General features: G+C 75.8%; 11 protein-coding genes, 1 pseudogene and 1 riboswitch. Of the genes and pseudogenes, 5 read left to right on the forward strand and 7 right to left on the reverse strand.

Annotation, left to right across the window (positions count from 1 at the left end):
• Positions 1-19: 19 nt before the first annotated feature.
• From pknB to ACI79I_RS16810, 3 genes are all read right to left on the reverse strand, one after another.
• Complete coding sequence (gene pknB / locus ACI79I_RS16800; RefSeq protein ID WP_456993464.1) at positions 20-2,020, reverse strand: Stk1 family PASTA domain-containing Ser/Thr kinase; 2,001 nt, start codon at positions 2,018-2,020, stop codon at positions 20-22.
• A 134-nt stretch (positions 2,021-2,154) separates the two neighbouring features.
• Entirely contained in the window at positions 2,155-3,609 is a 1,455-nt protein-coding gene (locus ACI79I_RS16805; RefSeq protein WP_456993465.1) for a glycine hydroxymethyltransferase, read from the reverse strand.
• Between the two features lie 27 nt (positions 3,610-3,636).
• Positions 3,637-3,722, reverse strand: a riboswitch (ZMP/ZTP riboswitch).
• A gap of 5 nt (positions 3,723-3,727) precedes the next feature.
• Positions 3,728-4,855 (reverse strand): alpha-hydroxy acid oxidase, encoded by a 1,128-nt coding sequence (locus tag ACI79I_RS16810; protein ID WP_456993466.1) that lies wholly within the window; start codon positions 4,853-4,855, stop codon positions 3,728-3,730.
• Between the two features lie 13 nt (positions 4,856-4,868).
• On the opposite strand from ACI79I_RS16810, the gene ACI79I_RS16815 reads away from it, so the two are divergent.
• The 3 genes and pseudogenes from ACI79I_RS16815 to ACI79I_RS16825 all read left to right on the forward strand — a co-directional run.
• Complete coding sequence (locus tag ACI79I_RS16815; protein WP_456948392.1) at positions 4,869-5,192, forward strand: Rv2175c family DNA-binding protein; 324 nt, start codon at positions 4,869-4,871, stop codon at positions 5,190-5,192.
• 7 nt (positions 5,193-5,199) lie between these two features.
• The gene (locus ACI79I_RS16820; RefSeq protein WP_456993467.1) at positions 5,200-5,544 is read left to right on the forward strand and encodes a lycopene cyclase domain-containing protein; all 345 of its coding nucleotides are present in this window, start codon (positions 5,200-5,202) and stop codon (positions 5,542-5,544) included.
• A gap of 26 nt (positions 5,545-5,570) precedes the next feature.
• Positions 5,571-5,750 (forward strand): annotated as a pseudogene (locus ACI79I_RS16825) (lycopene cyclase domain-containing protein); the annotation flags it as partial.
• On the opposite strand, the gene ACI79I_RS16830 reads toward ACI79I_RS16825, so the two are convergent.
• From ACI79I_RS16830 to ACI79I_RS16840, 3 genes are read right to left on the reverse strand one after another with little or no spacing between them, the layout of a single operon-like run.
• Positions 5,747-6,700 carry a phytoene/squalene synthase family protein gene (locus tag ACI79I_RS16830; RefSeq protein ID WP_456993468.1) on the reverse strand — a complete coding sequence of 318 codons (954 nt, stop codon included), beginning with the start codon at positions 6,698-6,700 and terminating at the stop codon, positions 5,747-5,749. The pseudogene ACI79I_RS16825 and the gene ACI79I_RS16830 sit on opposite strands and share 4 nt — an antisense overlap.
• Positions 6,697-8,181 (reverse strand): phytoene desaturase family protein, encoded by a 1,485-nt coding sequence (gene crtI / locus ACI79I_RS16835; protein ID WP_456993469.1) that lies wholly within the window; start codon positions 8,179-8,181, stop codon positions 6,697-6,699. Before crtI ends, ACI79I_RS16830 begins: the two co-directional genes overlap by 4 nt.
• Entirely contained in the window at positions 8,181-9,308 is a 1,128-nt protein-coding gene (locus tag ACI79I_RS16840) for a polyprenyl synthetase family protein (RefSeq protein ID WP_456993470.1), read from the reverse strand. The genes crtI and ACI79I_RS16840 overlap by 1 nt, the downstream gene beginning before the upstream one ends.
• Positions 9,309-9,485: 177 nt before the next feature.
• On the opposite strand from ACI79I_RS16840, the gene metF reads away from it, so the two are divergent.
• Positions 9,486-10,388 (forward strand): methylenetetrahydrofolate reductase [NAD(P)H], encoded by a 903-nt coding sequence (gene metF / locus ACI79I_RS16845; RefSeq protein ID WP_456993471.1) that lies wholly within the window; start codon positions 9,486-9,488, stop codon positions 10,386-10,388.
• Here metF and ACI79I_RS16850 read toward each other — a convergent pair.
• A complete protein-coding gene (locus ACI79I_RS16850; RefSeq protein WP_456993472.1) occupies positions 10,378-11,022 on the reverse strand; it encodes a hypothetical protein in 645 nt (214 codons plus the stop codon). The genes metF and ACI79I_RS16850 overlap by 11 nt on opposite strands.
• A gap of 346 nt (positions 11,023-11,368) precedes the next feature.
• Between ACI79I_RS16850 and ACI79I_RS16855 the strand changes: the two genes are divergently transcribed.
• Positions 11,369-12,859: a carboxylesterase/lipase family protein gene (locus tag ACI79I_RS16855; RefSeq protein WP_456993473.1), complete on the forward strand. Its 1,491-nt coding sequence runs from the start codon at positions 11,369-11,371 to the stop codon at positions 12,857-12,859.
• Positions 12,860-12,880: the final 21 nt, after the last annotated feature.

The raw sequence follows: 12,880 nt of genomic DNA on the forward strand, positions 1-12,880 counted from the left end.
GTACGCAGCGTCCTCAGTCCTATCCGAAGGTCACCAGGATGGTCACCGAGGTCCCCGTGTCGACCACCTCGCCGGCCCCGGGGCTCTGCCTCAGCACCCGGTCGCCGAAGAACTGGTTGACCTTGACCTGCAGTCCGGCCGCCTCGAGGAGGGCGGTGGCCTCCTGCTGGCTCTTGCCGACCACGTCGGGCACGGTGACCTGCGGGAGGCCGACCGAGACCTGGATCGTCACGGTGCTCTCGTAGGGCGCCTTCTGGCCGCTGGCCGGGTCGACGGCCATGACCTCGCCGCGGTCGACGTCGGCGCTGCGCCCCTCGGACTGCTCGACGGTGAAGCCGAGCGCCTCGAGGTTGGCGGTCGCCTCCTCGGGTGAGAGGCCGACGAGGGCGGGGACCGTCACCGGCTCGTGGCCGCGGCTGACGTAGACGACGAGCGCCTGGCCGCGCTTGAGCTCGGTGCCGATCTCGGGGTCGAAGCCGGTGACGTGGCCGACCGGGATCTTGTTGTCGTAGTCCTGCTGGACCTCGACGACGACCGGGATGGTGTCGTCGATCTCGGCCAGGACCTCGTCCTGCGGCCGGCCGACCATCTCGGGGTCGACCTCGAACCGCTCCGGGCCCTTGGAGACGACGAGCGACACGTCCGTGCCGCGGATCGCCTCGCCACCGTCCGGGTCGGCCGAGATGACCACACCCTCGGCGACGTCCTCGCTGAACTGCTCCTCGCAGCAGTCGGGGTCCAGTCCCGCCTGCTGCAGCAGGTCGACCGCGGCGGCCTGGTCCTTGCCGACCAGCTGGGGCACCGTCGTCCAGCGGCCCGAACCCAGCCACCAGCCGACCGCGCCGATGGTGACCGTGAGCAGGAAGACCAGCGCGGCGGCGAACCGGGCCCGGCGGCGGCGGATGTGCTGGGGCACGCCGGGACGGGTGCGCTCGAGCCCGGGGCGGCGCCCGCCGACGTCGGTGGTGGGGCCGGCGCCCATCCCCGGCAGCATCGAGGTGCGGCCGCCGCGGCCGGGCCGGGTGCCGTTGACCCCGAGCACCTCGGTGCGGGGGTCGCCGTCGCGGCCCGGGTCGCTGGGGTGCCGCGGCCGGATGGGCCGGTTGGTGGGGCGGAGGGTGTCCGGGCCGGCGGTGCTGCGGCCGGTGGGCACGGGCACCCGCTCGATGCCCAGGTCGCGGCGCACGTCCTCGAGGTCGGCGAGGAACGCCCCGGCGTCCAGGGGCCGCAGGACCGGGTCGCGGCGGGTGGTGCGGGCCACGAGGTCGTCGACCTCCCACGGGATGCCGGGGACCTCGTCCGACGGGGTCGGCATGTCGTGGTGCACGTGCTGGTAGGCCACCGCCAGCGGGGTGTCCCCGCCGTAGGGCGGGTGACCGGTGAGCATCTCGTAGAGGACGACCCCGGCGGCGTAGACGTCGCTGCGCGCGTCGGCCTTGCCGCGCTCGAGCTGCTCCGGGGAGAGGTAGGCGACCGTGCCGATGAGGACGCCGCCGGTGTGGCTGGTCTGGCCGGTGCCGGTCAGGGCGCGGGCGAGGCCGAAGTCGGCCACCTTCACCACGCCGTCGGACCCGATGAGGACGTTCTCCGGCTTGATGTCGCGGTGCACGATGCCCGCTCGGTGGGCCGCGGTCAGCCCGGACAGCACCGGCTCGAGGACGGCGAACGCCTCGCCGATGGTGAGCCGGCCGCGGGCCTGCAGCAGGTCGCGCAGCGTGCGGCCGCGCACCAGCTCCATGACGAGGAACACCAGGCCCTGGTCGCTGCCCTGGTCGCTGACCGAGACGACGTTGGGGTGGCTGAGCATCGCCGCGGCCCGCGCCTCGCGGGTGAACCGGCCGACGAACGTCGGGTCGTGGGCCAGGTGCTCGGCCATGACCTTGACCGCGACCGTCCGGTGCAGCCGCAGGTCCTGCGCGGCGTAGACGGTCGACATGCCGCCGCGGGCCAGCCGCTCCTGGAGGTGGTAACGCCCCTCCAGGACGAGGCCGACCACGGGGTCGGTCACGGCGGTGTCCACCCGGTCGAGTGTAGGAGTGACGGAGCTGTTCGCCGCGCCTACACGCGGGTGTGACCGGTGTGGCGGTTCACCCGTCACACCCACCACCCCCGGCCCGTCCGACGAGGTCAACGAGCCGGTCCCCCGGGGTCCTCCTACAGGTCGAGACCCGGGTAGAGCGGGTGCCGCTCGAGCAGCTCGGCCGCCGCGTCGCGCGTGCGGTCGGCCAGGCCGTCGGTGGTCGCGTACCTCGCCTTGGAGGGCGAGCCGTCCCGGGTGGCGGTGGGGGAGGTGCCGGACAGGACGTCGACGATCAGCTCGGCGGTGCGGTCGAACTCGGCCGCCCCGAACCCGCGGGTGGTCAGGGCCGGGGTGCCCAGCCGGATGCCGGAGGTGTACCAGGCGCCGTTGGGGTCGGCCGGGATCGCGTTGCGGTTGGTCACGATGCCGGCGTCCAGCAGCGCGGACTCCGCCTGCCGCCCGGTGAGGCCGAAGCCGGAGACGTCGACGAGCACCAGGTGGTTGTCGGTGCCGCCGGTGACCAGGCGCGCCCCGCGGCGGGTCAGGCCCTCGGCGAGGCTGATCGCGTTGTCGGCGACCGCCTGCGCGTAGCCGGCGAACTCCGGACGGCGGGCCTCGGCGAACGCGACCGCCTTGGCGGCCATGACGTGCGGCAGCGGGCCGCCGAGCACCATCGGGCAGCCCCGGTCGACGGCGTCGGCGAACTCCGGCTGGGCCAGCACCATGCCGCCGCGCGGGCCGCGCAGGGACTTGTGCGTGGTGGTGGTGACCACGTGCGCGTGCGGCACCGGGTCGAAGTCGCCGGTGAACACCTTCCCGGCGACCAGCCCCGCGAAGTGCGCCATGTCGACGACCAGGGTCGCGCCGACCTCGTCGGCGATCTCGCGCATCTTCGCGAAGTCGACCCGGCGCGGGTAGGCGGAGTAGCCGGCCATGAGGATGAGCGGGCGGAACTCCCGCGCCCGCTCCCGGACGGCGTCGTAGTCGAGCAGGCCGGTCTCCGGGTCGGTGCCGTAGGAGGACTGCTCGAACATCTTGCCGCTGATGTTCGGGCGGAAGCCGTGGGTGAGGTGGCCGCCGGCGTCCAGGGACATGCCCAGCATCCGCTGGTCGCCCAGCGCGTGGCGCAGCTCGGACCAGTCGGAGTCGGTGAGCTCGTTGACGTGCCGGACGCCGGCCTTCTCCAGCGCGGGGGACTCGACCCGGGTGGCCAGGACCGCCCAGAACGCCACCAGGTTGGCGTCGATGCCCGAGTGCGGCTGCACGTACGCGTGCGGGGCGCCGAACAGCTCGCGGGCGTGCTCGGCGGCCAGCGCCTCGACGGTGTCGACGTTCTGGCACCCGGCGTAGAAGCGGTGCCCGACCGTGCCCTCGGCGTACTTGTCGCTGAACCAGTTGCCCATCGTCAGCAGGACGGCGGGGCTGGCGTAGTTCTCGCTGGCGATCAGCTTGAGCGAGCTGCGCTGGTCGGCGAGCTCGGCGCCGATCGCATCGGCCACGCGGGGCTCGACGGCCCCGATGACCTGCAGGGCGCTGCGGTAGGCCGCCGAGGCGGTGGCGGCGTCGAAGGAGGCGGTCGCGTCCGTCATGGGGGGCTCCAGCGCGGGTGTCGAGTCAGGAGGTGCCCAGGCGCCCGGCGGGGTGGTGCGGGCCGCTCCCCGGTGGTCGGTCCCACCTCGATGCGCCAGTCACGGCCCCACCGCGATCCTACCGGCGGGTCCCGCGGGCCTCGGTCACCGTGTCCCGCGGGACGGCGGTGGCGTCGGCCACGCCGCACAGCGCCATCGTGTGCGCCAGCTCGGCGCTCAGTCCCGCCAGCACGCGGGCCACGCCTGCGGCGCCGCCGGTCGCCAGGCCCCACACCGCCGGCCGGCCGACGAACACGGCGCGGGCGCCCAGGGCGAGGGCGGTGAGGACGTCGGAGCCCGCGCGGATGCCGCCGTCCACGTACACCTCCGCCTCGCCGCCGACCGCCTCGACAACCTCGGGGAGGGCGTGCGCGCTGGCCACCACCGGATCGGCCTGCCGGCCGCCGTGGGTGGACACCCACACCGCCGCCGCCCCGGCCGCGACGCACCGCGCGGCGTCGTCCCCGCGCAGCACGCCCTTGACGACCACCGGCAGGCCGGAGAGGTCGGCGAAGCGGCCGATGTCGTCGAAGGTCCAGACGGGGACGTCGGCGGGGTCACCGGTCCCGGGGCGGTTGGGCAGGGGGTGGTCGGCCGGCAGGGCGAAGGCCGCCCGCAGGTCGCGCAGCCGCCGCCCGTAGACGGGCATGTCCGCCGTGAGCACCAGCGCGCGGTAACCGGCGGCGCGGGCGCGGCGGGCGAGGTCGTCGGTGTGGGCCGGGGAGTGCACCCGGTAGAGCTGGAACCACTTGGGCGCGTCCGGCGCGGCGGCGGCGACCTCGGCCAGCCCGGTGCTCGCCGAGGTCGAGACGGTCATCAGGACGCCGGCGGCCGCCGCCCCCTCGGCCGTGCCGCGCTCCCCCTCGGGGGAGGCCATCGCCTGGTAGGCCCACGGCGCCACGCCGACCGGTGTCGCGACCTCGCTGCCCAGCAGCGTGGTCGCGAGGGAGACCGCGGTGGGGCCGCGCAGCACCCGGGGCCGCAGCCGCCAGGACCGCCACGCGGCCGGCGCCTCGCGCAGGGTGACCTCGCCCTCGGCGCCGCCGGCGTAGTAGTCGGCGACGTCGGCGGGCAGCAGCTCCCTCGCCCGGGCCTCCAGCGCGGCGAGGTCGAGCAGGTCGGGGCCGGGACCGTCGTCCGGCGCCTCGCCGGAACGGCGCTGGCCCGGCAGGGCGGGTGCCGGGGGTGTCCGCTGCTCGCGCGCCATAGGCTCGGAGCCTATGGAGACGTTCACCCCCGCGGAGGTCGCCGCTGTACTGGGGGTCTCGCCGAACCGGGTCCGGCAGCTGCTGCGCGAGCGCAAGATCCTCGCCGTCCCCGGCAGCGGCAACAGCCGCATCCCCGCCGACTTCTTCCGGGACGGCGCGGTCCTCAAGCACCTGCCGGGCCTGATCACCGTCCTGCGGGACGGCGGCTACAGCGACGAGGAGGTGTTCGAGTGGCTCTTCCGCGCCGACGAGTCGCTGCCCGGCACCCCCGTCGAGGCACTGCGCAGCGACCGGCACACCGAGGTCACCCGCCGGGCCCAGGCGCTGGCGTTCTGACCGGCCCGTGGGCTCCCTGACGTACCTGGCGCTGCTGGCCGGCTGCCTGGTCGTCACCGCGCCGCTGGAGCTGGTGCTGCGGGTGCGCGTGTACGCCCGCTGGCGGCGGTTGCTGCTGGCGGTGCTGCCCGAGTTCGTCGTCTTCGTGGTCTGGGTGCTCTACGCGATCGCGCAGGGCCACTGGGACTACTCCGACGAGCTCACCCTCGGCGTCCGGCTGCCCGGCGGCATCCCGGTCGAGGAGGTGCTGTTCTTCCTCGTCGTCCCGCTGTGCTCGGTGCTGGCCCTGGAGGCGGTGCGGAGGGTGACCGGGTGGGACGCCGGGTACCCCGCCGAGGAGGCCGACCGGTGAGCTACTCGACCCTGGCCGTGGTCGCGGTGGTCGCCGTCCTCGTCGTCGACCTGACCGTCTACCGGACCCGCATGGTCACCCGGCGGGTGTTCTGGGTGGCCTACGCGATCGTGGTCGCCTTCCAGCTGCTCATGAACGGCGTGCTCACCGGGCTGCAGGTGGTCACCTACGACCCGGGGGCCATCTGGGGGCCGCGGATCGCCTACGCCCCCGTCGAGGACCTGCTGTTCGGCTTCGCCATGGTGACCCTCACCCTGGCCAGCTGGGCGGCGGTCAACCGGCGGGCGAACACCGCCAGGCGGCGCGGCCTGGACACCCGGACCCGCCGGTCGAGGACCCGGTAGTCGGCCCGCTCGATCTCGGTGAGGATGCCGCCGTAGAGGGCGGTGGCCGCGCGCACGCAGTCGCGGGACTCCGGCGCGAGCATCGGCGTCCCGGGGGCGGCGTCGTCGTAGCGGCGGCGCACGATCGCCACCATCTCCCGCATCAGCTCGCGGAAGGCCGCGTCGTACCGCTTGGCCTCCAGCTGCTCGCGGGTGACGCCGTGCGCGGCCATGAGGTCGGCGGGCAGGTAGACCCGGCCGCGGTCGACGTCCTCGGCGACGTCGCGCAGGAAGTTGGTCAGCTGGAACGCCTCGCCCAGCGCGATGGCGTGCGGTGCGGCCTCCTCGCGGCGCACGCCCGGCGCCGTGCCGAGCACCGGGAGCACCTGCAGGCCGATCACCGACGCCGAGCCCCACATGTACCGGTCGAGGGCGTCCATGTCGGCGTAACCGGTCACCTCGAGGTCGCTGGTCATCGCGGCGAGGAAGTCGACCAGGTGCTCCACCGGGATCGCGTACCGGCGGTAGGTGTGCACCAGCGCCAGGCGCACCGGGTCGTCGGACCAGCCGGCCTCCAGCTCGGCCAGCACCGCCCGCGACCATGCCGCGAGGTCGCCGGCCGGGTCGGCGCCGGGGTGGTCGACGAGGTCGTCGGCGGTGCGGGCGGCGGCGTAGAGGGCGTGGACGGCCGGACGGCGGTCGGCGGTGAGCAGCCGGGTGGCCAGGTGGTAGCTCTTGCCGTGCCGGGCGGCGATCGCGGCGCAGTGCCGGTAGGCGGCGTCCAGGCGCGCCTGCTGCTCCTCCCGCGACCGCGGCGGCTCGACGACGGTCATCCGGTGATCCGCTCCGCGGCCAGCCGGCCGCTGATGACGACCATCGGCACGCCGACGCCCGGCTGCACCGACGACCCGGCGAGGACGACGTTCTCGGGACCGCGGCGGGGGAGGGTCGGTGTCCGGAACGGCCCGGTCTGCCCGAAGGTGTGGGCCAGGGCGAACGGCGTCCCGGCGGCCATGCCCTGCGCGGCCCAGGTCAGCGGCGTGTCCACGTGCTCCACCTCGATCGCGCCGGTCAGCCCGGTCCAGCCCCGGGCCTCGAGCGTGGCCAGGACCTCCTCGCGGTAGCGGGGGCCGAGCGTCGTCCAGTCCAGGTCGGGGTTGCCGCCGCTGTGCGGGTCGAGGTTGGGGGTGGGCGCCACGATGCTGAGCACCTGCCCGCCCTCGGGGGCGAGGCTCCGGTCGGTCACCGAGGGCATGGAGACCAGCAGGCTGGGATCGGTCATGGGGCGGCCGGCGCGGGTCAGCTCGTCGAAGACCTCCCGCCAGGCGGCGCCGAAGCTGATCGTGTGGTGGGCCTGCCTGGGCAGCTCGGCCCGGACGCCGACGTGCAGCGCCACGCAGGAGGGCGAGTACACCGGTCGCCGGCGCCGCGCGGACCCCGGCACCAGCCGCTCGGGCCGGTCGACGGTCACGACGACCGCGTCGGCCGGCAGTCGCTCGCCGTCGTCGAGCACCACGCCGGTGACCCGCCGTCCGGAGCCGTCGAGCCGCTCGACGGCCGTGCCGTACCGGAAGGCGACCCCGGCGTCGGCCGCGGCCGCGGCCAGGGCCCGGGGGACGGCGGCGATCCCGCCCACCGGGTGCCACACGCCGGCGCCGATGTCGAGCTGGGCGATGACCGCGTAGGCGGCGATCGCCCGGTACGGGCTGACCCCCGCGTACAGGGCCTGGAAGCTGAACAGCCGACGCAGCCGGTCGTCGGTGAAGAACCGGGCGACGTGGTCGGACAGCCGGCCGAAGCCACCCCGCCGGACGAGGGCGACCAGCTCGGGCCCGAGCAGGTCCAGCGGGGTGTCGAGGTTGCGGTCGATGAAGGTGTCCAGCTGCAGCCGGTAGAGGGTGGCCAGGTCGGCGAGGTAGCGGCGCAGCGCGGCGGCCTCGGCCGGCCCGCACAGCGCCTCGACCTCCGCGGCGAAGGCGTCGACGTCGGCGTGCACGTCCAGGTGCGAGCCGTCGGCGAACTGCGCCCGGTAGGTGGTCTCCAGCGGCACCAGCGTCAGCCGGTCGTCGAGCTTCTCGCCGACCGCGGCGAGGGTGTCGGCGAGCAGCTCCGGCGCGGTGAACACCGAGGGGCCGGTGTCCAGGGCGTAGCCGCGCTCCTCGACCCGGCCCGCCCGGCCGCCGGGGCCCGGGCCGCGCTCGACCACGGTGACCTCGCGGCCGGCGCCGCGCAGCCGCAGCGCCGCCGACAGCCCGGCCAGCCCGGCGCCGACGACGACCACGCGGTCGGTCGGCCCGGGGACGGCGCGGACCATCAGGCGGTGCGGCTGGTCGCGGCCACCGCGAGCGCGTCCAGCGCGGCGCGGGCGTCCTCGGCCAGCGGAGCCTCGGCGATCGCCGTCCGGGCCAGCGCCGTGCGGTCGGCGATGCGCTCCTCGACCTGGGCCCGGGCGCCGGTGACCTCCATCAGGTCGCGGAGCGCGTCGAAGTCCGCGGGGGTGGCGTCGGGGTTGCCGAGCAGCTCGGCCAGGAGCCGGCGTCCCCCAGCGTCCGTGGCCTCCTCGGTCAGCGCCACCAGCAGCGTCTGCTTCCCCTCGCGCAGGTCGTCGTCGACCGACTTGCCGGTCACCGCCGGGTCGCCGAACACCCCGAGGACGTCGTCGCGCAGCTGGAACGCCTCGCCGAGCGGCAGCCCGATCGCGGTGTAGACGTCGGCGGCCCACGCCTCGGCGCCGGCGATGGCCGCGCCCAGCTGCAGCGGCCGCTGCACGGTGTAGCCGGCGCTCTTGTAGCGGGCGACGGTGAGCGCCCCCTGGGCGCCGGGCAGCCCCCCGGCGGCGCGCAGCAGGTCCAGGTACTGGCCGGCGGTGACCTCGGTGCGCATCGTGTCCCAGACGGCCCGGGCCCGGCCGAGCGCGGAGGGGGAGAGGCCCGAGCGGCGCAGCAGCTCGTCGGACCACACCAGCGCCAGGTCGCCGACGAGGATCGCCGCGCCGACCCCGAACGCCTCGCCGTCACCGGTCAGCCGGCCCTCGCCGTGGCGGGTGGCGAAGCCGACGTGGGTGGCCGGGCGGCCGCGGCGGGTCAGGGCGCCGTCCATGACGTCGTCGTGCACCAGGGCGCTGGCGTGCACGAACTCCAGCGCGGCGACCGCCCGCAGCACCGCGGCGTCGTCCTCGGCGGGGCCCTCGTCGCGGACGCCGCGCCAGCCCCAGTAGGCGAACAGCGGGCGCAGCCGCTTGCCGCCGTCGGCCACGGCCCGGACCTCGTCGGCGACGGTCACCAGCGCCGGGTCCATCGCGGCCAGCGTCTCCCGCTGGACGTCGAGGAAACCCGCGAGCGCGGTGGAGACCGCGTCGCGGACGCGGCCGAGCTCCGCGGCGGCCGGCGACGGGGCCGAGGGGAGGGCGGTCGACTCGCGCCTGCGCGCCCCGGCGATCATCGCCCAAGTATCCCCTGCCGTCGTGGCGGCCTGCGCAGGCGGCGGGGGGTGCTGTACCAGCGTCAACGGACCAGCCTCCTCGATCCGGGCGTGGGCGTCTGCCACGCCGTCTTCGCCCCGACGACACCGGGCGGATGCAGGACCGACGCGGGATCCGCGTCCGTATCCTCAGTCCCCATGACCCGCACCGTGCGAGACCTGCTCGCCTCCGCACGGCCGACGTGGTCGTTCGAGTTCTTCCCGCCCAAGACCCCCGAGGGCGCCGACCAGCTGTGGACGGCGTTGCGGCAGCTGGAGCGGCTGCAGCCGTCCTTCGTGTCGGTCACCTACGGCGCCGGCGGTTCGACCCGCGAGGGCACGGTCTCGGTCACCGAGCGGATCGCCACCGAGACGACCATGACCCCGCTCGCGCACCTGACCGCCGTCGACCACAGCGTCGCCGAGCTGCGGCACGTGGTGAGCCGGCTGGCCGCCGCGGGGGTGCGCAACCTGCTGGCGCTGCGCGGCGACCCGCCCGGCGCCGACCCGCAGGCGGAGTGGGTCGCGCACCCGCAGGGGCTGACCTACGCCGCGGAGCTGGTGGAGCTCATCCGGTCGATGGGCGACTTCTGCGTCGGGGTGGCGGCCTTCCCCGAGCGGCACCCGCGCTCGCCGGACTTCGAGACCGACGTCGAGATGTTCGTCCGCAAGTGCCGCGCCGGGGCCGACTTCGCGATCACCCAGATGTTCTTCCGCCCCGAGGACTACCTGCGGCTGCGCGACCGGGTCGCCGCCCGCGGGTGCGACGTGCCGGTCATCGCGGGGGTCATGCCCGTGACCAACGCCCGGCAGATCACCCGCATCGTCCAGCTGTCGGGCCAGGCCTTCCCCGAGGAGCTGGCCACCCGCTTCGCCGAGCTCGACGGGGACCGCCCCGAGGACAAGGCCGCCGTCCGCGCCTACGGCGTCGAGGTGGCCACCGAGCTGTGCCGGACGCTGCTGGACGAGGGGGTGCCCGGCATCCACTTCATCACCATGAACCGGTCCACGGCGACCCGCGAGGTGCACGCCAACCTGACCGCGGTCGGCGCTACTCGCTGACCCGAGCCGGCTCGGGCGCCAGGGCCGCGGCGGCCGCACCCGCGGCCCGGCGCAGCCCCTCCCGCTCGGCCGCGTACCCGCCGAGCACGCCGACCACGGGCAGGTTGGCGAGGAACCGGTGCCGCAGCCTGCCCTTCGGGCGGGCGTCGAGGGTGTCGTCGATGCGGCCGAGCAGCCGGGCCACCCGCCACAGCGTGCGGAGGTTGCCCAGGACGCCGGCGCGCTCCTCGCGCGCGCCGAACGCCTCCTCGCGGTAGGTGCCCGGCACCCGCGCCAGCAGCGGCCGGACCCGCTCGGTGGGCAGGTCGCGGCCGAGCAGCACGGAGGCCAGCAGCGACACCCGCTCGGCGGGGTCGGTCACCCCGTGCTCGGTCGCCACCCCACCGACGACGAGGGCCTGCACGGCCGCCCCGACGGTGTTCTGCAGCGGCAGGAGGTCGGCGAGCTTGCCGGCGAAGCGCGGCGCGGCGCTGACCCCGGCGGCGACGCGGGAGGCCCGGTCGGCCCACCACCGGTCGCGCGCGGCCGGGGACAGCGCCGGCGGCCGCCCCAGGCGGCGGACCAGCGGAGCGGTCAGCCGGTCGACCCGGCGCAGGACGTCGACGACGACCGCGTCGCTCATCGGAGGTGCCATGCCGGGGCTCTACCCGCCGATGCGGTGGGTGCATACGTGACGTGCGGCGCCGGGCTCCGGGACGGTGTCCCGGCACGGTCGTGCTCTGCCTGCACGGCGCACGCAGAGCACGAGTCGCCGCGGGGGTGGGGGCACTCCTGCTCCGCCCGCCGTGGCCGGACGACGCCCTCGCTCCCGGACACGACGTCCGCGTCGAGGTGTTGTGAGGGCGTCCCTGCGGGAACGCCTCCCGGCCGGTGGAGCTCTCGCGCTCGGATCGGGTGGTCGGCCGGATCCGCTCGGCGAGGACGCCTGCCCGCCCGGGCTCGGGTCGCCGCCGGGGCGCCGGTCCGTTAGACCTCGGAGGGTGCAGCTCGAGGTCACCACCACGTCAGGAACGGTCCGCGGCGCGGCCAGCGGCCCGGTCGTCGCCTTCAAGGGCATCCCGTACGCCGCGCCGCCGTTCGGCGACCTGCGGTTCGCCGCACCGGTGCCGGCGCCGCCCTGGGAGGGCGTCCGCGACTGCACCGCCTACGGCCCGACGGCGCCGAAGCCGCCCTACCCCGCGCCGGTCGACCTGCTGCTGCCCGAGCCGGTGGTGCCGGGTGAGGACGTGCTCAACCTCAACGTCTGGACGCCGGACCCCGGCGCCGGCGGTCTGCCGGTGCTGGTGTGGGTCCACGGCGGGGCCTTCGTCAACGGCTCGGGGGCCGTGCCGCAGTACGACGGCACCGCGTTCGCCCGGGACGGCGTCGTCTGCGTGACGTTCAACTACCGGCTCGGCGTCGACGGGTTCCTGCACTTCGACGACGGCGGCCCGGCCAACCGCGGGCTGCTGGACCAGGTCGCGGCCCTGGAGTGGGTGCGCGACAACATCGCGGCGTTCGGTGGCGACCCGGACCAGGTGACCGTCGCCGGGGAGTCGGCGGGGGCGATGAGCGTGACGTCGCTGCTGTCGATGCCCCGGGCCGCGGGGCTGTTCCGCCGCGCGGTGGCGCAGAGCGGCGCCGGCCACCACGCCCTGTCCGCGGGGACGGCGCGCCGGGTGGCCGGCTACCTGGCCGAGCGGCTCGGCCTGCCACTGACCCGTGAGGCGCTGGCCGCGGTGCCGGTCCCCGACCTGCTGGCGGCCCAGCAGGCGCTCTCGCAGGAGGCCGCCGCGGCGCCCGACCCGGCGCGCTGGGGCGAGATCACGCTGAACTCGATGGTCTTCGAGCCGGTGGTCGACGGCGAGGTCCTCCCGTCCCTGCCCGTCGAGGCGGTCGCCGCCGGTGCCGGCGCCGGCGTCGACCTGCTGGTGGGCACCAACACCGACGAGCACACCCTCTTCCTCGTCCCCAACGGGTTCGTCGACCTGGTGACCGAGGACCTGCTGCGGCTGCTGCTGACCGGCTACGGCCTGCCGGTGGCCGCGGCGCTCGACGTCTACCGGGCCGGTGCCCCCACGGCCACGCCCGGCGACCTGCTGGTCGAGGCCGCCACCGACTGGTTCTTCCGGATCCCGGCGGTCCGGCTCGCCGAGGCGCGCGCCGGCGGGCCGGGTCGGACGTTCGTGTACGAGTTCACCTGGCCCAGCCCCCAGTTCGGCGGCCGGCTCGGGGCCTGCCACGCGCTGGAGATCGCCTTCGTCTTCGACACCCTGGCCACCGAGGGCGTGGAGCCGCTGGCCGGACCCGCCGCACCGCAGCACCTGGCCGACGCCGTGCACGCCGCGTGGGTGGCGTTCGTGCGCAGCGGGGACCCGGGCTGGCCCGCGTACGACCTGACCACCCGCCCGGTGCAGGCCTTCGGTGAGCTCACCGCGGTCGTCCCCGACCCCCGGCCGGAGCAGCGGGTGCTCTGGGACGGCGTCCGGTAGCCCGGCACGGGGCCGCGGGAG

This window comes from Geodermatophilus sp. SYSU D01105 (assembly GCF_054050095.1).